This window comes from Saccharibacillus sp. JS10 (genome assembly GCF_024436065.1).
GTDB lineage: Bacteria > Bacillota > Bacilli > Paenibacillales > Paenibacillaceae > Saccharibacillus.
The window spans coordinates 751,569-772,433 of sequence record NZ_JANFNS010000002.1 but is presented as its reverse complement, the minus strand read 5'-3'; the positions used below and the strand labels follow the sequence as shown (position 1 = coordinate 772,433).

General features: G+C 45.9%; 14 protein-coding genes. 4 read left to right on the top strand and 10 right to left on the bottom strand.

Features of this window, described 5'->3' with window-relative positions; translation table 11 throughout:
* The first annotated feature begins 84 nt into the window (after nucleotides 1–84).
* The 3 genes from NOM90_RS08825 to NOM90_RS08815 all read left to right on the top strand — a co-directional run bounded on the left by NOM90_RS08825 (nucleotide 85) and on the right by NOM90_RS08815 (nucleotide 6,010).
* A complete protein-coding gene (locus NOM90_RS08825) occupies nucleotides 85–1,563 on the top strand; it encodes a glycoside hydrolase family 1 protein (protein ID WP_255941396.1) in 1,479 nt (492 codons plus the stop codon).
* A 206-nt stretch (nucleotides 1,564–1,769) separates the two neighbouring features.
* Nucleotides 1,770–3,953: an ATP-dependent Clp protease ATP-binding subunit gene (locus tag NOM90_RS08820; RefSeq protein WP_255941394.1), complete on the top strand. Its 2,184-nt coding sequence runs from the start codon at nucleotides 1,770–1,772 to the stop codon at nucleotides 3,951–3,953.
* Nucleotides 3,954–4,297: 344 nt separating this feature from the next.
* Nucleotides 4,298–6,010 (top strand): methyl-accepting chemotaxis protein, encoded by a 1,713-nt coding sequence (locus NOM90_RS08815; RefSeq protein WP_255941392.1) that lies wholly within the window; start codon nucleotides 4,298–4,300, stop codon nucleotides 6,008–6,010.
* A 34-nt stretch (nucleotides 6,011–6,044) separates the two neighbouring features.
* Here NOM90_RS08815 and NOM90_RS08810 read toward each other — a convergent pair whose 3' ends face one another.
* The 3 genes from NOM90_RS08810 to htpG all read right to left on the bottom strand — a co-directional run bounded on the left by NOM90_RS08810 (nucleotide 6,045) and on the right by htpG (nucleotide 12,157).
* Complete coding sequence (locus NOM90_RS08810; RefSeq protein WP_370866583.1) at nucleotides 6,045–9,299, bottom strand: DEAD/DEAH box helicase; 3,255 nt, start codon at nucleotides 9,297–9,299, stop codon at nucleotides 6,045–6,047.
* A gap of 146 nt (nucleotides 9,300–9,445) precedes the next feature.
* Complete coding sequence (locus NOM90_RS08805; RefSeq protein WP_255941390.1) at nucleotides 9,446–10,012, bottom strand: DUF6097 family protein; 567 nt, start codon at nucleotides 10,010–10,012, stop codon at nucleotides 9,446–9,448.
* Nucleotides 10,013–10,276: 264 nt separating this feature from the next.
* On the bottom strand, nucleotides 10,277–12,157 hold the full coding sequence (htpG, locus tag NOM90_RS08800; RefSeq protein ID WP_255941388.1) for a molecular chaperone HtpG: 1,881 nt from the start codon (nucleotides 12,155–12,157) through the stop codon (nucleotides 10,277–10,279).
* A gap of 219 nt (nucleotides 12,158–12,376) precedes the next feature.
* Here htpG and NOM90_RS08795 point away from each other — a divergent pair, with 219 nt between their 5' ends.
* Nucleotides 12,377–13,132 (top strand): SDR family NAD(P)-dependent oxidoreductase, encoded by a 756-nt coding sequence (locus tag NOM90_RS08795; RefSeq protein ID WP_255941386.1) that lies wholly within the window; start codon nucleotides 12,377–12,379, stop codon nucleotides 13,130–13,132.
* A gap of 109 nt (nucleotides 13,133–13,241) precedes the next feature.
* Here NOM90_RS08795 and rpoD read toward each other — a convergent pair whose 3' ends face one another.
* The 7 genes from rpoD to NOM90_RS08760 all read right to left on the bottom strand — a co-directional run bounded on the left by rpoD (nucleotide 13,242) and on the right by NOM90_RS08760 (nucleotide 20,781).
* Nucleotides 13,242–14,132 carry an RNA polymerase sigma factor RpoD gene (rpoD, locus tag NOM90_RS08790; protein WP_255941384.1) on the bottom strand — a complete coding sequence of 297 codons (891 nt, stop codon included), beginning with the start codon at nucleotides 14,130–14,132 and terminating at the stop codon, nucleotides 13,242–13,244.
* Between the two features lie 299 nt (nucleotides 14,133–14,431).
* Nucleotides 14,432–14,902, bottom strand: a complete 471-nt coding sequence (gene nrdR / locus NOM90_RS08785) for a transcriptional regulator NrdR (RefSeq protein ID WP_255941382.1) — start codon at nucleotides 14,900–14,902, stop codon at nucleotides 14,432–14,434.
* Nucleotides 14,903–14,957: 55 nt separating this feature from the next.
* The gene (locus tag NOM90_RS08780; protein WP_255941380.1) at nucleotides 14,958–15,518 is read right to left on the bottom strand and encodes a lytic transglycosylase domain-containing protein; all 561 of its coding nucleotides are present in this window, start codon (nucleotides 15,516–15,518) and stop codon (nucleotides 14,958–14,960) included.
* A complete protein-coding gene (gene coaE, locus NOM90_RS08775) occupies nucleotides 15,515–16,111 on the bottom strand; it encodes a dephospho-CoA kinase (RefSeq protein ID WP_255941378.1) in 597 nt (198 codons plus the stop codon). Before coaE ends, NOM90_RS08780 begins: the two co-directional genes overlap by 4 nt.
* Nucleotides 16,108–16,956, bottom strand: coding sequence for a DNA-formamidopyrimidine glycosylase (mutM, locus tag NOM90_RS08770; protein ID WP_255941376.1), 849 nt, complete (start codon nucleotides 16,954–16,956; stop codon nucleotides 16,108–16,110). Before mutM ends, coaE begins: the two co-directional genes overlap by 4 nt.
* 42 nt (nucleotides 16,957–16,998) lie before the next feature.
* Nucleotides 16,999–19,677 (bottom strand): DNA polymerase I, encoded by a 2,679-nt coding sequence (gene polA, locus NOM90_RS08765; protein ID WP_255941375.1) that lies wholly within the window; start codon nucleotides 19,675–19,677, stop codon nucleotides 16,999–17,001.
* A gap of 114 nt (nucleotides 19,678–19,791) precedes the next feature.
* Nucleotides 19,792–20,781, bottom strand: a complete 990-nt coding sequence (locus NOM90_RS08760) for a CorA family divalent cation transporter (RefSeq protein WP_255941374.1) — start codon at nucleotides 20,779–20,781, stop codon at nucleotides 19,792–19,794.
* Nucleotides 20,782–20,865: the final 84 nt, after the last annotated feature.

Genomic DNA, 20,865 nt, shown 5'->3' with positions numbered 1-20,865 from the left:
GATCTCAAATAACAAGATTTTAGGGCGTTAAGGAAGTCGCAGCAGTGCGGCTTCTACGCCCTTTACTTATGAGGAGGAAATGTGATGACAACGAAAATTCCGACTGGATTTCCTGAGCACTTTTTGTGGGGCGGCGCTACCGCAGCAAACCAACTTGAAGGCGGATATAACGAAGGCGGCAAAGGATTAAGCACATCGGATATGATGACCGCCGGGACGCATACGACGTCTCGCCGAATCACTCCCGAACTGCTTCCAACCGAAAATTATCCAAGCCACGAAGCGATCGATTTTTATCATCGTTACGCGGAAGACATTGCACTATTCGGTGAAATGGGATTCAAAGTGTTCCGTTTGTCGATCGCTTGGAGCCGTATTTTCCCGAATGGCGATGATCCCGAACCCAATGAAGAAGGGTTGAAATTTTACGATAACGTATTTGCCGAATTGAAAAAGCAAGGCATCGAACCGCTTGTCACGATCTCGCATTATGAAGCTCCTTTTGCACTGGCAAAAAACTATAACGGCTGGTCGGATCGCCGAGTCATCGACTTTTACGTCAACTATTGCGAGACGCTGTTCAACCGCTACAAAGGCGTCGTGAAATATTGGCTGACCTTCAACGAAATCAATATCCTCACGATGCCGTTCGGTACCTTTTTGGCAGGAGCGATGATTCCGGAAGGCAGCAAAGAAATAATGAGTATGGAGTCTAGTTCGGAGCAAGCCCGTTACCAAGCGCTGCACCATCAATTTGTGGCAAGCGCCAAAGCCGTCAAAATCGGTCATGCTATCGATCCGAATTTCAAAATCGGCTGCATGATTGCCTATATGTGTAACTATCCACTCACCAGCCATCCAGACGATATCCTTTTGGCGCAACAAAAAGATAATCTCGGCAACTTCTTATGCGGCGATGTGCAAGTACGCGGAGAATATCCGGGTTTTGCGAAACGGTATTTTGCAGAAAACAATATTGATATTCAAATACAGGACGGTGATCCACAGATCCTTCTTGAAGGGACAGTAGACTTTTACACGTTCAGCTACTACTCTTCCGTATGTGTGAGCGCTGATCCCGATCAAGCTAAAGTTGGCGGTAACATGTTGATGGGTCTCAAAAATCCATATCTTAAAGCAAGTGCTTGGGAATGGCAGATTGATCCTCAAGGTCTACGCTGGGCACTTAACAATATCTACAACCGGTACCGCTTGCCGATGATGATCGTAGAAAATGGATTAGGTGCAGTCGACGAAGTTGAGCCGGATGGTTCGATTCATGACGATTACCGAATTGAATATCTGCGCGAACATATTAAAGCAATGAAAGAAGCCATTATTGATGGCGTGGAATTAATCGGCTATACGCCGTGGGGTTGTATTGACCTTGTCAGTGCGGGAACCGGCGAAATGAAAAAGCGTTACGGCTTTATCTACGTCGATAAAGATAATGAAGGAAAAGGCACGCTGAATCGTTCCCGCAAAGATAGCTTCTATTGGTATAAGGAAGTCATTGCAAGCAACGGGGAAGTTCTCGAAAGCTCTTCGAAATCCGCTAAATAAAGATTCAAGCTTAACCGCTCTCTCCTATTTCACTTAGGCGGAGCGGTTTTTTGCGTTCTCACACTCTTTTTTCAACGAGGTTACTAAAAATAACTAAAAACTATTGACTTTAATTGTGTGCGAGGTATAATAAGGTCAAAGAAAGTCAAAGTCAAAAGATAAAGTCAAACAAAATCAAATTTCACCTCTGAAAGGGGCATGCCTTCATGCGTTGTCAACACTGTAATCATAATCAAGCAACTGTCGGTTTGAGCCTCACCCTTAACCATAAATCCGAAAAAATGTTTCTTTGTGAAGAATGTTATACAAAAGTTAGCGGCGGCGTTCCTTTTACAGCCGGTATGAACCAATCCGGTCAATCGTCGCTTGAAGATCTGCTGCGCGGCTTTATGCAAGGTCAGTCTTCCAATGCCAAACAAGCGGCTCAACCTCAAGCACAAAATGGACGTCGCGGCGGCGGTCTGCTCGACCAGCTCGGACGGAATCTGAACGACGCCGCTCGCGGTGGCAAAATCGATCAGGTAATCGGGCGTGACGAAGAAATTGATCGTGTAATCGAAATTTTGAACCGTCGCGGTAAAAACAATCCAGTCTTGATCGGTGAACCGGGCGTCGGTAAAACCGCGATCGCCGAAGGGCTTGCTCTTCGAATCACCGAAGGTCAAGTTCCAGCAAAACTGCTAAATAAAGAAGTCTATTCGCTGGATGTCGCTTCTCTGGTTGCCGGTACGGGTGTACGCGGTCAATTTGAAGAAAAAATCAAACAATTGATCGCGGAGCTTGAGCAACGTGACAATGTATTGCTGTTTGTCGATGAAATTCATCTGCTTGTCGGCGCGGGTTCTGCCGAGGGATCGATGGATGCCGGCAATATTTTGAAACCAGCTCTTGCTCGCGGCGAACTGCAAATGATTGGCGCAACCACGCTCAAAGAATATCGTCAGATTGAAAAAGATGCGGCGCTGGAACGTCGTTTCCAACCGGTCATGGTGAATGAACCTACTGCTGAAGAAACGATTTTGATTCTGAAAGGTCTACGCGATCGCTACGAACAATTCCACGGTGTCCGCTATCCAGACGAGACTTTGGAAGCGAGCGTACGTTTATCGAGCCGCTATATTCAAGACCGCTTCTTGCCGGACAAAGCGATTGACCTGCTCGATGAATCCGGTGCTAAGCTGAACCTTCGCGCTTCTACGAACGGAAACGATGAGATCCAAGCTCGCTTGGAGCAAATTAAACAGGAAAAAGACGCGGCAACTCGCGAAGAAGATTACGAACGTGCAGCCAAATTGCGTGACGAAGAATCGACATTGACTGCGCGATTGAATGGCGAAGTTCCTGCTGAAGAAGTATTGGAAGTCACGGTCGAAGATATTCAAAACATCATCGAACGCAAAACCGGTATTCCGGTTGGTAAATTACAAGCCGATGAACGTGGCAAAATGAAACAATTGTCTTCGCGTCTGGAAAGCCGTGTGATCGGTCAAGACGAAGCTGTCGATAAAGTAGCCAAAGCGGTGCGTCGCGGACGTGCTGGGCTGCGTAACGATAGCAAACCGATCGCGTCCTTCCTCTTCGTTGGACCAACCGGCGTAGGTAAAACGGAGTTGTCCAAAGCTCTTGCCGACGAATTGTTCGGTAGCAACGAAGCGATGATTCGTCTCGATATGAGCGAATATATGGAACGTCATTCGGTCTCCAAATTGATCGGTTCGCCTCCAGGTTATGTAGGGCATGAAGAAGCCGGACAATTAACGGAAAAAGTACGCCGTAATCCGTATAGCATCATCTTACTCGACGAGATCGAAAAAGCGCATCCTGATGTACAGCATATGTTTTTACAAGTGCTGGATGACGGACGTCTAACAGACAGTCAAGGCCGTACGGTTAGCTTCAAAGATACCGTCATCATTATGACATCGAACGCCGGAACAACTACAGAGAAAAAAGTAACGATGGGCTTTATGGCGAAAACGGACGAAACGCGTTCGATCATGAACTCGCTGGGTCAACATTTCCGTCCCGAGTTCTTGAACCGCTTCGATAGCATTGTACCGTTCGCTTCGCTGAAAGAAGAAGATTTGGTGACGATTGTCGACAATATGCTTAGTGAAATCAAAACAGCTTTGTCGGTGCGCGGCATTACACTCGAAGTCAGCGATGCAGCAAAAAGCAAATTGGCAGAACTCGGTTACGATCCTGCTTTTGGCGCTCGTCCACTCCGTCGTATGATTCAGCAACATATCGAAGACGGCGTAACCGATCTGCTGCTGGACGAAGAAGACGTAACATCGATTGCTGTAGAATGTGTAGATAATCAGATTCAAGTGATTCGTAGCGAAAAAGTACAAGTAAGCGCCTCTTCCTTGCTTCATAAAGACATCTAATTACTGATCTAATTTATGTCCAAATAAAAGAAAAAACTAAACTGTCGATTGCCTTTAAAAGGTGATCGGCAGTTTTTTTGATTCAGCTATTTTCGCTCAATTTTTGTTAAAAGAGTTACAAAGAAGATAGCTGTGTAACAAGGTATTTTGACACTTTACATCTTTTGGACTTTTCTGGTTTCCCACTTGCTTGCTTCAACAAATAAAAAAGTTTTTTTCTTGATTTCGCATTAATTTAACATTGCTCTTTGCCGATAAAAGCTTATAACACGGGCATTCTCGTTGCTTTCTCAAAGTGATCGTTTCCCCGTCATCTAATCTTATACATACAGAGGAGTGAATTTATGAAATGGCTTTACAGTCTTAAACTTCGTACGAAATTATTAGTTTTGAATGTTATGGCGATCCTATTTTTATTAGCTGTAGGAGGAATGAGTTTTGTCTCTGTCGAGCAAATGGCATCCAATTCAAAATCGATGTACGAGGACAATCTGGTTAAAGTAAAAATGACGAATCAAGTGATTTCCAATTTCAATCGGGTCATTGTTGATATCACGCAACTCTTATTGACTACCGATCCTCAAGAGAAAGCTTATCACAAAGGGCATTTCGACGAGACCATTGCAGCCAATTCAGCACTGTTGACTCAATATAGCGAAATGAACATGAGTACAGAAGAACAAGCTATTTTTACAAAAGTGAACGATTCTCGCGCTGGATTGCTTGATGTCGAAAAACAAACGATCCAACTTGTTGAAGAAAACAAAAATGATGAAGCCTACAAGCTTTTCCTCGATCAACTTGAACCTCAAAAAGATGCTAGTGAAGCCCTCTTGATTCAATTAGCTTCTCAAATCGAAAGTCAAGCCGATCTCAGTAATACCCAAAACCTCCAAGCCGCTTCACTTTCCAAAACGGTCAGTATCGTCTCGATCTTGTTAGCGATCTTGTTGTTGGTCGTATTTGCGACTATGATCTTACGTTCGATCACACTGCCTCTTCGTCATTTACAAAATCTGATGCAGCAAGCTGCTGAAGGTGATTTCACAAAATTAGGCACCGAATTGCCTAACAACGAAACCGGAGCTTTGACACGATCTTATAATAGTATGGTCGAATCGCTTCGCTCATTGGTCAAACAAATTTCGGAAAATGCAGTTTCTTTGGCAGGTAGCTCCAAGCAATTATTGACCAGCTCCGAACAGACGTCGCAAGCGACTGAACAAATCTCCAATCAAATTCAGGAATTGAGCGAAGGTTCGGATACGCAAGCACGCGGATCGCTTGAAATGAGTCGTACAATGGGAGAAATGACAACAGGCATCCAGCGTATCGCAGAATCGGCAAGCGAACTTGCTTCCAGCTCGCAACAATCGGAATCGAATGTAACGACGGGACATACCAAATTGGAACAAGCCATTTACGAAATCGAACAAATTCATAAATCGATTGGCGATTTGTCTGAAGTTGTCACTTCGCTGAATGAGAAATCGGCAAGTATCGGCGAAATTACCGATACAATCAAAGCAATCGCCGATCAGACAAGCCTTCTCTCGCTCAACGCAGCGATCGAAGCAGCAAGAGCCGGCGAAGAAGGCCGTGGATTCGCAGTGGTAGCCGCGGAAGTGAAAAAGCTCGCCGAACAAACACAAGAGTCTTCTTCCAATGTATCTGACCTGATCCAAAAAATTCAGTCCGAGACGCAAAGTGCTTTCCGCAGTATGGAACTAAGCCGCACACAATCGGAGAACGGCAGACAAGTGATGCACGACGTATCGGTTGTGTTCGACGGCATTATGAGCAATACACGCAGCCTTGCTGTGCAGCTGCATGAAGTATCCGCTGTGACTGAAGAAATGTCGGCAAGTTCGGAAGAAGTACTGGCAACTGTCGAATCTTCGGCATCGATTGCTAATAATTCCAAAGAAATGACGCAAAGCGCAGCAGCCGCCACACAAGAACAATTAGCTTCGATTCAAGAAGTGACCAGCTCTGCTTCTTACCTCAGCAAATTAGCACAAGATTTGCAGCATTCGGTTGAACGCTTCAAAATATAAGCCAAAAAGACATCCAATTAAGGATGTCTTTTTCTTATTCTTCTCCCAATAACATCAACAAGTCTTCGTCCGTTAACGAAGTGATCCGATCTTCATCGGATGTGATGACTTCATCGATCAATGTCGTTTTTTTGCGTTGCAACTCGTGCATCTTTTCTTCGACTGTACCGCTTGCGATCAGGCGGATCACTTGTACGACCTTCGTTTGTCCGATCCGGTAAGCGCGATCTTCGGCTTGTTTTTCTACAGCTGGATTCCACCATAGATCGTATAAGATGACCGTATCGGCGCCTGTGAGATTGAGCCCTGTTCCTCCGGCTTTGAGCGAGATAAGAAATACGTCTTTTTCTCCTTCGTTAAATCGCTGGCATAGATGCAACCGATCTTGCGGAGGCGTATTTCCATCTAGATAAAAGAAAGGGTGTTCGCGGTAGCCGAGTTCACGACTGATCAGGCTTAGCATTTCGGTGAATTGCGAAAAGACCAGTACGCGGCGTCCAGCTCGGCGACATTCTTCCAACGTCTCCAGCAATTGCTCGAATTTAGCGGAGCGTCCGCTATATCCTTCTACAAAAAGGGCAGGATGACAACAGATTTGGCGCAACCGAGTCAACCCCGCCAAAAATTGAATACGGCTACGTCCTAATTGTTCGCTGTGATCCAGATGCTTGAGGGTCTCGTAGCGTAATTTGGCAAGTTGCCCGGTATATAACCGCTTCTGCTCCGGTAATAATTCGCTTACCCGGATTGATTCGATCTTTTCCGGCAACTCTCCCAGCACATCCGTTTTTAAGCGACGCAGCATAAAAGGCTTCGCGCGTTTGGCTACCGCTTCTCTCGTCAGTTCCGCAAACCGGCGCCGATTCGGATACAACCCGGGTAAAACGGCATCGAATAAGGAGCGAAGTTCATCGAGCGAATTTTCGATCGGCGTTCCGGTCAAAGCAAAACGGAATCCGGCTTGCAGCGATTTAACCGCGCGAGACGTCTGCGTATCGGCGTTTTTGATCGCTTGCGCTTCATCGAGTATCAACGTATGGAATTTCAAAATCTCGTACTGCGAGACGTCACGACGAAGCAGCGGGTACGATAAGATTAAGATATCGTAACGTTCCGATGATTGCAGCAGCGCTTCGCGAGCTGACTTGCTGCCATCGACAATAGCCGTGCGCAGCTCCGGTGCGAACCGTTCCAATTCGCTACGCCAATTGTACAGCAGCGAAGCTGGAGCCACGATAAGCGCAGGCTCTGCACTTTGCCGGATTTCAGGCAATACGGATAGCAGATAAGCGATACTTTGTATCGTTTTGCCGAGCCCCATATCATCGGCAAGTACCCCGCCCAGACGGTAATGTGCCAAAGTCTTCAACCAGCGATATCCGGTCTGCTGGTAATCTCGTAAGATCGGAGCCATCGACTCCGGGATCGGAAAATCAAGCAGGTCCGGGCTACGAAGACTATCCAGCAAGCGGCGTAAATGCTTTTCAGGACGCATAAGCCCGTCCGAATCTTCCCCATACTCTCGAAGCAGATGCAGCCCTTCGGCTACAGGCAGACGAAAAGAAGCAACGTCTTCCGCAGACAAAAAGGGTCGGTTGCCGTTCAAAAATTCGGTAAGCGCCCGGAAAGCTTGGGTTTGCAGAGGAAGCAGTGCTCCACTTCGCAACCGATAATATTTACGCTTATCCACCAATGCTTCAACGGCATGACGGATTTCCGCTTCCGGGATTCCGCTAATATCGAACCGAAATTCCAACCAGTTCGATCGTTCATCGAGTGTTGCAGAAATTCGAGGCGGCGGAGTAACTTTAATCACTTTTTCTTTTACGGAAGTTGTCGCATGAATACTCGCTAGCTTTTCTAATTGCGGAATAATCTCATGTAAAAAAGTGAACTCGCGTTCTTCATCTTGCATATAATAACCCGCTTCCGTACGAACAAAGCCGGCATGCTCCATCACTTCCAAAATCCGTAGTTCTTTGCCGCCTTCCCGAATCAATATTCGACTTTCGCCGCGACGTTCACTTGCCCGTTCCAGCGGATTGATTACGATATCTCCATATTGAAATTCCAATCCCGCGACCAATCGGTCGTGAATACGATCCAAATAGACTCGTGCCACCAAAGGAATTTGCAGGACGCGATCCGAAACTTGTTCGGTGAAAAATACGTCTCCGAGCTTCATAAGTCCCGGTACAACACGTTCCATAAAATGTTGAATCTGTGCTTTGGGGATCTGAATTTCATCTTCGTTTTCGGGATCATCCAATAAGATCTGTTTTAACTCTGACAGTCGCTTGGCTTGCGTAGCTTCGATCCGATAAAAGATTCCTTCGCATAAAGCCAAGCCGTAAAAATCCAAGATGATGATTTTATCCATGCCCCGTGCATTCATACGAAGCGAACCTGATTTGCCCTGATCAAATTCAAAACGAAGCGGGAGCAAATCTTGCGAAATATGAAGACCCGGATACGTTTGATCTTGCGCCGTGATCTGAACTTGACACCCTTTTTGAAGCAAAGGCGCTAACGATTCCCAAGCATGGGGCGGCAAGGGCAGTGAAGGCGGATCGCCAATCTCTCCTGTGTATAAAGCACCTGCTGAAGCACGCTGCATTTTTTCGCTTTGACGAATCTCGGCTAATCGCAACAATACCTTGTCGTCTTCACTTTTAAAACAATAGTCCGCAGGATCATACGTAAAATAACGCGAAAATGAATAAACGCTGCCTTGCTCGTAATGAAGTAAAAATTCGCGAATATCCGATACGGCATACATACGATCCAGACCGACACGCAGTTGAATCCCAAGCAGCCCGCGTCTTGTCCGCTCTGAATACGGTTGGATCCAAAACTCGATCTTCAATTCTTGCCGAGATTCGAAAAGAGAACGGGAACCGGCTAAAGCACGCGGCGATTGCCGAAATAAATCCATCACTTTTCCTATAAGACGATCTTCTGTCGGAGGTTTTGCGTTATTTTCAGTTGGTTTTAACCATTGTAATAACGCCGCTGCCGTATGTTTGCAAGGCTGCTCAAACGCAAAATCTGCCGAACATTCGCATTGTGCCTCTACCCGATCGTCATTTCCGAAGCGAAAAACAACACGCAGTGGCTGACCATCTTGCACAATCGCTTCATAAGCTTCTTGATCCGGCTCCAGCCTACGTACCGTAACTTTTCCTGCACGAAACAACGTTTCGCCTTTACGGTATGCACTGGCTCCGCAAAGTGACTTAATCATACGTTCATTCCATCTGCTTTGACCTTCTTCTGTGATTTTATTCAACTTGATTCCTCCACCTTGCCAATATCTAAAGCTCAGTGTACCAGAAGCTTCTTGACTTTGCATGACGCTAACACAAAACGGCTGTGTACAAGAAACTCTTGTCCATCAGCCGTTTGAATTCAATTGTAGCTTATGTAAGTTAAGATTTAAATATTGTTCACTTCTTGATCCCGACCGGCTTGACGACTCATCCACTCATTCAAAGCTTCAGATAGCGCATAAGGCGAATCGGTTGGCATGTTCAATGCTGGATTAACGACTTCCAGTACTTTTTGCCAAAGGATAATCAACCGTTCTTCCGCTTCTTGTCCGAATAAACGGCGAACACCCATCAAGCCAACGGTTAACAACAATAATGCCGTTACCGTAAGCAATACGGCTTCCAGATTAGAAGTAATTGCGCTTAAGATGGATTCTCGAAGTCCTAATGAAGGCCATACCAGATCGAGTCCAATCACGCCTAACAATCCGAATAAAAGGAATAAAGAAAATCCGTTAAGCGCATAATCCGCGATTTTCAGCTTGCGTGCCGCACGTTCAAAACCGACTTCGCCGGCGTAACGTTCCAAATGCACCATCTGTTTACTGAAGCATACCGATTCTTTTTCAACAGGTAGCACATAATAATCGATCAGTTGTTGGGCAGCGGACAAATGCGAACCGCCAACTTGAAATTCTTTTCGCCCTAATACCGCTTGTCTGAACAAACTCATAGGCTTTCCCTCCGATCTGTTTCACTGTCTTCTCAATTGCTTCCAGTATAGAAGGTTTATAGATTCAAAAACAGTCACAGACGTCCGAAAGGCTTAAGTCCCAAAGCAAGACGTTTAGGTCTATCTTTCAAGGTCTTATGACCGGGTCGAGATCGGTTCCCTATTCAAAATCACCCGGTTTCAACTAGATTGTCGGGATAATTCAGCGAATACCAAAAAACCAGCAGATTTCCGAAGAAATCTGCTGGTTGGAATAAGAACAGCTTAGACCATTACTTTGCACATCATATTGGTGAATTCGACCGGATCTTCAATCGGCAGCCCTTCGATCAATAGCGCCTGATTGTACAGCAGGTCCGTATACAAGTCGAGCTTGGCTTTATCTTGTTCCAGCGACGTTTTGAGCGAAGCGAAGACTTCGTGGTTCACGTTCACTTCCAGCACTTTATCGGCTTTAACGTTTGGATTGTCTGGCATCATGCTCAGAATCTTCTCCATCTCGATCGAAACTTCACCGTCACTGCTCAGACATACAGGATGCGAACGCAGACGTTTCGAAGCCCGTACATTCGAGACTTTGCCAGCCAGACGTTCTGTCATGTAATCGAACAGTTCTTTGTCTTCAGCGGCTTCCGCTTCGTTTTGTTTGTCTGCTTCATTCTCTTCGATTCCGAGATCTCCAGCCGATACGGAGCGGAATTCTTTTTCTTTATAGTTCACTAGTACTTTCACTGCGAACTCATCGATATCATCAGTGAAATACAAGATTTCATAGCCTTTGTCGGCAACCATCTCGGTTTGCGGGAGTTTCTCGATTCGGGCGTGCGAAGCACCCGCCGCGTAATAGATATACTTTTGTTCTTCTGGCATACGAGAAACGTATTCGTCCAGCGTGACCAGTTTTTTCTCAGTCGAAGAATAGAACATGAGCAGGTCTTTAAGCGCGTCTTTGTGAGTGCCGTAATCGCTGTACACGCCATATTTCAATTGACGGCCGAACGCTTCGAAAAACTTATCGTATTTTTCACGGTCGTCTTTTTGCAGCGATTTAAGTTGGCTTTTGATTTTGCTTTCGATATTTTTGGCGATCAATTTCAGTTGACGGTCATGCTGCAGCATCTCGCGGGAGATATTTAGCGACAGGCTTTCGGAATCGACCATCCCTTTGACGAAGCTGAAATAATCAGGCAGCAGATCCGCGCATTTATTCATAATCAATACGCCGTTTGCATAGAGTTCTAATCCTTTTTCATATTCGCGGGAGTAGAAGTCGAACGGCGGCGTTTCTGGGATAAACAAAATCGAACGATATACAACCGCGCCATCGGCATTGATATGCATATGCGATAACGGCTTATCGAATCCGTAATGTTTTTCCGCATAAAAATTCTCGTAATCTTCTTCGGTTAGCTCGCTTTTGTTTTTGCGCCAGATCGGCACCATGCTGTTGACTTGTTCTTCCTTTGTTTGCTCGTCGAACTCGCCTTCTGCATCTTCTTTCGGTACACGGACAATATTATCCATTTTGATCGGGTAGCGGATAAAGTCCGAATACTTTTTCACAATACTGCGCAACCGATACTCTTCCAAAAACTCGTCGTAGTTATCGTCTTCGGTATTGTCTTTGATACTCAGTACGATTTGTGTTCCGACTTCGGCTTTTTCGGCAGGTTCGATCGTATAGCCGTCTGCGCCGTCAGATTCCCAACGATAAGCCAGTTCTTCGCCCAAAGCGCGGCTTGTCACGGTTACACGGTCTGCAACCATAAATGCCGAGTAGAAACCAACGCCGAACTGACCGATAATATCGTGCCCGTCTTTGGCTTCGTTTTCTTTTTTGAAAGCCAGCGATCCGCTTTTGGCGATGACGCCCAGATTGTTTTCCAAATCTTCGCGTGTCATCCCGATGCCTGTATCGGTCAGCGTCAATTGTCTTTTTTCTTTATCGACAGACAGTTTAATGTAATAATTTTCTGGATCGAACGTCAATGTATCGTCAGTCAACGCGCGATAGTAGATTTTATCAATCGCATCGCTGGAATTGGAGATCAGTTCGCGTAAAAAGATTTCTTTTTGCGTGTAGATCGAGTTGATCATCATTTCGAGTAATCGTTTGGATTCGGCTTGAAACTGTTTCTTTTCCATATCTCGTTATCCCTCCGATGGGTCAAAATTGTTAGCACTCGTTTTATCGGAGTGCTAATCCAATTCCATTTATAGCACTGTTAAAAAACCATGTCAAGAAATGCTCAGTCCTTTTGTCGATCTTGACATAACCAGTTAAATCCAGTGTCAAAATTCAAAAATTGAGGTAATATCATTTTGAAAGTACTTAGCTTGCTAACTAAAAGGAGGAATTCAAACATGGCTTCATTAACAGGGAAAGTTGCAATCGTAACAGGCGGTGCAAACGGAATCGGGGAAGCTTGTGTCAAAGAACTCGCTGCTGCTGGCGCAAAAGTTGTATTTTCTGATTTGAACGATGAACTAGGTAAAAAGTTAGAGCAAGAATTAAATGCGGGCGGAGCAGAAACCCGTTATCAACATTCCGATGTATCGAAAGAAGAAGACGTTAAAGCCTTGATCCAACGTGCGATGGATGAATTCGGTCGTCTGGATACGATGGTCAGCAATGCCGGAATCGGCAACACCGACAGCACAGACGATCTGACATTCGAATCATGGCGCAAACTCATGAGTATCAACTTGGACGGGGTATTCCTTTGTGCCAAATATGCGATTCAAGAAATGAAAAAAAATGGCGAGCAAGGCGGATCGGTCATCAATATGGCTTCGATGCTGGGTCATGTCGGACGTGCAGCAACTTCGGCTTATACCGCTTCCAAAGGCGGCGTCGTGAATTTGACCAAATCTTTGGCTCTTGAATACGGCCCTCAAAATATTCGTGTTAACGCTGTATGCCCTGGATATGTTGAAACTCCACTCCTGAACTCGACTTTAGATGAAGAAACACAAAAATACTTAGCTTCTCTCCATGCTTTTGGACGTCTGGCAAAACCGGAAGAAGTCGGCAAAGCGGTCGTATTCTTGGCTTCGGACGATTCCAGCTTTGTAACCGGTTCTAGCCTAATGGTTGATGGCGGTTATACGGCGCAGTAATGTTTTTTGCCGATCAGATGATTGTCTTCGCAAACAAATGCTATAGATACACAGATAAAAATGTATAAAAAAAGCCCGGAACTTTGAGTTCCGGGCTTTTGTGTATCTACTATTCCAGGTAGCCTTTTAAAATTTTGCTGCGGCTCGGGTGTCTCAGCTTACGCAAAGCTTTAGCTTCGATCTGACGAATACGCTCGCGCGTTACGCCAAATTCTTTGCCGACTTCTTCCAATGTACGGGCACGTCCGTCTTCCAGACCAAAACGCAGTCGAAGTACATTTTCTTCACGTTCTGTCAGCGTATCAAGCACTTCTTCCAGTTGCTCACGCAGCAATCCTGCTTCAGCAAATTTAGAAGGTGCAATCGCTTCTTTATCTTCGATAAAATCGCCAAGTTTGGAATCTTGTTCGTCGCCGATCGGCGTCTCGATCGATACCGGATCTTGCGCAATTTTCATAATATCGCGAATTTTCTCTTCCGTCATTTCCATCGCTTTCGCAAGTTCTTCAACCGAAGGTTCACGACCTAGTTCTTGCAGCATTTGACGCGAAACGCGCATAAATTTGTTCATCGTTTCGACCATATGCACCGGGATACGGATCGTTCTCGCCTGATCGGCCAGAGCGCGGGTGATCGCTTGACGAATCCACCATGTTGCATACGTACTGAATTTGAATCCTTTGGTGTGGTCGAACTTTTCGACCGCTTTGATCAAGCCCATGTTGCCTTCTTGAATCAAGTCAAGCAACATCATGCCGCGTCCTACATAACGACGGGCGATACTCACGACCAGACGAAGGTTAGCTTCGGCAAGTCTGCGCTTTGCTTCCTCGTCTCCTTGTACGATACGTTCTGCCAGAGAAACTTCTTCATTTGCGGATAACAAAGGCGTGCGCCCGATTTCTTTCAAATACATGCGTACCGAATCATCACTTCCTGCGCCGGTAAGAACAGCTTCTTCCGGAATTTGAGTGGACTCAGTTTCTATGTTTCGATCCATCTATAGTTCCCCTTCCTTCCAGAAATTGAGGGTTGACTCCCTAATAAATTCACTAAATATTATTTGACAATAAAATCAAACCATGCTATGATTTTAGTATATTTGTTTATAAACAACTAAATTACGGACAGCTATTAGTATAACATCTTTCTTGGTGAAAATCAACCGGGAAAGATGTTTTTTATTAGTCGTCTTTGTACTCTTTACGTTTAACACCAAAAAAGCTTTTCGAATCCTTTTGGAGACGAAAAGCTTTTTTGATCTGTTCGTTTTTTAAAATTTCAAGGCAATTTAGACCTTTACGATTCAAGTTCTTTGTTTTTGGACAGCAACGTCTTCAGTTCTTTCATAAACATATTGATGTCTTTGAATTGACGATAGACGGATACAAAACGGATATAAGCGACTTCGTCTACCGGATACAACTCTTGCATCACTTGTTCGCCGATCTGATCGCTTTCGATCTCTGGAGCCGCTGTATTGCGCAGAGAACGCTCGACTCGTGAAACGACGGTTTCTAATTGTTCGACCGATACCGGACGTTTTTCACAAGCACGAATCAGCCCCCGCAAAATCTTATCCCGACTGAACTCTTCACGGCTTCCGTCTTTTTTGATAACAATGAGCGGCGTTTCTTCCACCATCTCGAATGTCGTAAATCGTCTCCCGCAACTTTCGCATTCGCGCCTTCTACGAATCGATTTGTTTTCATTGGCAGGTCTGGAATCCAGTACTCGGGTTCCGTTAAAATCGCAATACGGACACTTCAATATCCTTCACTTCCTTTCTCTACCGACAAACGTGCTTTATTCTTTTCCACGCTATTTAGAACGTCTCATATACCTTTGTATATTGATTATAATAGTAAACGACGCGCTGTACATAGTGCCGTGTCTCTCCGATTGGAATATTCCGTACACTTTCCAGCTTGCCATCCCATATTCCGTTTTCCAGCCATTTTTTCACATTCCCGGGTCCTGCATTATAAGCCGCTATGACCGCTAATGAATTATCGCCAAATTGATTAGACAAATTACGCAAATACCAAGTCCCGATCTCGATATTGGTATCCGGTTCATGCTTGATTCGTTCCGTTGTCGCTTCCGGCAATTTGCCTTGCTCGATTGCCCACTTGGCGGTATCGGGCATCAATTGCATAATTCCAAGTGCGCCTACACGCGATTCTTTGCTCGGTTGAAAATTCGTTTCGACCCGAATGATTGAAGCAATCAAAAAAGGATCAATCTCGTAAGATGCGGATTGCTTTTGAATTTCGTCTTTGTATCCGATTGGATAGACCCAGGACATCCAGCCGTCACTGAAAAAAAGCGCGCCGATCAGAAGTACGAACAGAGGCAGAATCACTCTTTTTTTGAATACCTTCATGACTCTGTCCACTTCTTCCATAGCGCATCGACTTGATCCTGTGTGTTTTCAAGTGTTCCGCTATTATCGATAACAATATCTGCTTTGCGCTTTTTTTCTTCGATATCGAGCTGTGCGTTCAGACGTCCTTCGGCTTGTTCGTCAGTTAACCCGTCTCGTACCTTCAGCCGTTCTAATTGCAAATCGCGCGGTACATAGACCACGATGACTTCGTCGTATAATCCTTCTAATCCCGATTCATAGAGCAGCGGAATATCGGCAACCACAATGTTTGACGAATCTGTTCCTTCCGCTTCTTGCACTTGCCTACGAATTTCGGCGCGAATCGCCGGATGGACAATCTCATTAAGCGCTTGGCGTTCTTCGGGACGATTAAAAATATGTTCCGCCATACGGCGCCGATCCAGACCGCCGTCAGCCAGCAAAAATTCGGCGCCGAACCGTTCGGCAACTTGACGCAATAAAGGCTGACCTGGATTCATCACTTCTCGCGCGATAACATCCGCATCGACAAGATGAATGCCTTTAGCGGCGAGCAGCCGGGAAACGGTACTTTTGCCGGTCGCAATACCGCCGGTCAATCCGATTCTCATGCGCCTTGCCCTCCTTGGTGGGGTTGTTGGCAAGTCGGGCAGTAGTGCGTACCGCGACCGCCTACCACCATCCGTTCAATCGGCGTTCCGCAATTATGGCAAGGCTGCCCTTTGCGTCCATAGATGCGGTGCTGATCTTGAAACGATCCGGATTCGCCCTGGCCGTTCACATACGATTTGACGGAAGAACCGCCGGCTTCGACGGCTTCGTTCAAAATATCGACGATGCACTTATGCAATCGTTCCAATTCTTCCCGGCTAAGACTGTTGGCAGGACGTTCAGGATGCAGACCCGCGCGGAACAACGTCTCATCGACATAAATATTCCCGATTCCCGCGACTACTTCCTGGTTCAACAGCACCGTTTTTAACCGTGTTTTTTTACCGGCAAGCTTGGCTTCAAGCGCATCTGCGGTAAATTCAGGCACCAAAGGTTCCAAACCTAATTTCAATAGCGGCGCACCGGCGAATTCTTCACCTGCGGGAAGCAGATCCATCGTGCCGAATTGACGCACATCGCGGTAACGAAGTTCGGTTCCGTCGGTAAAATGGAAAATGACATGGGTATGTTTTTCTACCGGATCACTCGATGAATAGACGCCGTAACGACCTTCCATACGCAGATGCGAGACAATCACCCATCCGTCTAAGTTAAACCGCAAAAACTTACCGCTACGTTCGATATTTTGTACCGTTTGCCCTTCAAGCAACGCGGCAAATAACAAAGGATCATCGGGGCGACGTACGATTCTCGGCAACGAGACGGTAACGCGCTCGATCGTTTTTCCTGTAATTAAAGTATTTAATGTTCGTTTGACCGTTTCGACCTCAGGTAATTCGGGCATGCTATTATCACCTTTCTATCGTCTTGCACTTTGATTTGACCATTATTTCGCTTCGTACCAGTTGTCACCGAAGCTGACGTCTGCTTTGAGCGGAACCGACAATTTCAATGCGCCTTCCATCGTTTCAGGCAGCAATTTTTTCATCAATTCCATTTCTTCCGGCGGAACTTCGAATACCAATTCATCGTGTACTTGAAGCAGCAGGCGACTTTTCAGTCCGCGCTCGGCAAGTACTTCATCTACATGCACCATCGCAAGCTTAATGATATCGGCAGCGGTACCTTGGATAGGCGTATTCATCGCTGTACGTTCCGCAAATGAACGAACCGCAAAATTACGATTATGAATATCCGGCAAATAGCGACGACGTTCCAACATCGTTTTGACATAGCCGTCTTTTTTCGCTTCTTCCACAATATCGTGCATATACTGCTGAACGCCTTTGAACACCGCAAAGTATTGCTCAATAAATTCGGCAGCTTTGGCACGGCTAATCCCAAGGTTTTGCGACAACCCATAATCGCTGATGCCGTACACAATACCGAAGTTAACCGCTTTTGCGGAACGGCGCATATTGGAATCGACTTCTTCTTTGGCTACGCCGAACACATCCATCGCCGTTTTCGTATGAATATCCATATCGTGCAAAAAGGCTTCTTTTAACCGCTCGTCATTCGAGATATGCGCCAACACGCGTAATTCGATCTGCGAATAGTCGGCGGCAAGAATACTCCAACCCGGTTCCGAAGGTACGAAAGCCTTACGAATTTTGCGACCTTCTTCCAGACGAATCGGGATATTTTGCAAATTCGGATATTGGCTGCTCAGACGTCCGGTTGCCGTTAACGCTTGACGGTAATACGTATGCACTTTGCCGGTTTCCGGGCGAATTTCTTTGAGCAAGCCATCGATATACGTCGATTGCAACTTCGCCAATTGCCGATACTGCAAAATCGTCCGCACGATCGCATGATAAGGCGCTAGTTCTTCCAATACTTTCGCATCGGTAGAATAACCCGTTTTCGTTTTCTTTTTGACAGGTAGACCTAATTTATCAAATAAAATCTCGCCCAATTGACGCGTCGAATTGATATTGAACTCGGTTCCGGCATGTTCGTAAATTTCGCTTTGCAGACGCTTGATTTCAATCTCAAATTCGCTGCCCAGCTTTTCCAGATCGTCTGGATTAACCGCGATGCCTTGTTTCTCCATATCCGCGAGAATACGCGACAACGGCATCTCAAGTTTGTAAAACAGATCGTTCATTTCAAAACTTTCCATAAGCTCGCGTTGTTTGGGGATGATCTGTTCCAGAGCTTCGACTTTTCGCGCTGAGTGAGCCGCCAATACTTCCACATCCGGCCAAGCGAACTTCGTTAATCGACCGTATACAACTTCATCTTCCGTCAAAATAGGCAGCTCGTATTTAGCCGCCAGACCGCTGACTGTCGTCGCCGTTTCGGTCGGATCGATCAAATATGCCGCAAGCTGGGAATCGAACGCTGCGCCTGCAAAATGAATCCCTTTCCAGTGCAATGCCAAATCTGTCCGATGCAGATCGTAGCCGTTTTTCGGCGCTGAAGCATCTTCTAACCAATCCAGTACCTTCGAAGCTTTCGGAGAACGAAGTACCTCATAGGGCACATAATAATACCGGGATTCGCCGTGAAGCGTAATGCCTGCAACTTCCGCATGATGCGGATTATCGCCATGCGTTTCTGCATGCAGCACTGTGATTTTCGGTAAAAACTCGCTTAATTCATCTAGCAAGTCTTCGTCGACAATACGCAAATCGAGCGGCGGACGATCTTCTGCTTTTACCTCTGGTTCAGCGAACGGATCTTCTTCTTCCCCGCCGATATACGGAATTTTCTCGATCAACGATGTGAATTGAAGATTGCGAAGCAGAGGCTCTGCGGTCTCGCGGTTTGCCCCGGCATATGCCAGTTCGTCCCATTCCAGCGGCAACGGCACTTCACGGAAGATCGTCGCGAGCTGTTTACTCAGGCGTGCGCTATCCGCATTTTCTTCGATTCGTTCTTTTTGTTTGCCTTTCAGTTGATCGGTATGCTCAAGCAAATTTTCGATCGTTCCGTATTCATGCAGCAACTTGAGCGCTGTTTTCTCGCCTACGCCCGGTACGCCCGGAATATTATCGGACGAATCGCCCATCAATCCTTTGAGATCGACAATCTGCGCCGGAGTTAAGCCAAATCGCTCCATGATCTGCTCGGGTCCGTGCGGCAAGACGTCGCCGACGCCTTTACCTTTGAGCAAGTTGATCCGCACATATTCCGAAGCCAATTGAAGTACGTCTTGGTCACCGCTGACGATGACCGTTTCGCATTTTTCGCGATCGGCTTGAGCTGCCAGAGTACCCATGATATCGTCGGCTTCGTAGTTGTTCAATTCGTATTGCTTGATGCCCAGAGCTTCGATCAATTCTTTGAGCAAAGGGAATTGAGTGCTTAACTCAGGCGGCGTTTTTTGACGTCCGGCTTTGTATTCGGTAAACGTATCGTGTCTGAATGTTTTTTTACCTGCATCGAATGTGACTAAAATATGCGTAGGCTTTTCGTCTTGAAGCAAACGAAGCAACATGAGCATAAATCCGTACACCGCATTCGTTGGTCGTCCATCAGCAGTCTGTAGTGGCGCCGTAATCCCGTAAAAGGCTCGGTAGATCAAATTGTTGCCGTCGATCATCATTAATTTATTCATGTAAAACCTCCGCTTAGCTGTAATCTTCGTTCTTCTATGATACCATCAAACGCACAAAAAACCGAATTCCGCGTATGCGAAATTCGGCAAAAAAACCTTATCTCCTGCAAGTCTTTAAGACCGGGCTTTTTTTCTTTTTTTCGCGTGTTTACTAGGGCGTCCGGATTTTGTGTTCATATCCAAAATATCTGCCGTAAGCCCGCGTTGCTTCAGCCACCAATAAGTCGCACCGGTAGCCGCCGCAATCACGGCAAGCGCAAACGCATAGCCAAACGGCCAAGACAATTCCGGCATCCGTTCAAAATTCATCCCCCAGATCGCACCGAGTGCAGTCGTTGGCGTAAGCAATACCGTGTAGAGCGTCAAAGCTTTCATAATATCGTTCGAACGATAATTCGTAATATTCTCATCGACTTTCAGTAACGAATTGATCTCTCGATCATATTCGCGTTGCAACATCTCGATCCGGCGAAGACGAAGATCGACAATATGTTTGGCATCCGAATCTTCGATATCGCTACGAAACGTTTCTTCCGACGCATAACGGACTTCTTTGATCGGAAGGATCTGTGCATTCCAATACGTCAGATCGTTACGCAGATCAATCGTCCGTTTCAAAATTCGCCGATCATTCCGCTCACGCATTTCTTCTTCAAGCGCATGCAGACTTTGTTCAAAAGCATCCGACTGGATAAAAAAGAACTCCAACATTTCGCTCAGCATCACAAGAAGTGCATCAATCGGCGCAGCACAATCCAGCATGAGCGAAGTCAAGCCTTCTTGATCGGTACGCGTCAAAGTCAGATGGTTTCCTCCGATTAAGATCAACCGATCTTTTGTTACATAATAATGCAAAAGCAAATGATGCTGCTGTCGATCTTGCCCCATGTCTATAAATAAAGTTCCATTTAACACACTATCATCTTGATTGGGACGAGCCATAGCAAGCGTACGGTTGCGGGTTCTTGCCACACTTTCGCCGAGCCAAGCTTGAATATCAAAATCGGTATGACCATGAAAATGTTCCTTAGCCTCAGCATGGTTTGCAAAAGAAATCCAACGCCAAGTCTGATCGGACGATTGCTTGTATTCGGTAGCAGACATATTTATTCTTCCTTCCCTGCTAACTTCTTCACTTTTAAGCTATTACCCGATCTATACCAGATTGCAAACGAAAAAACGCGCTAT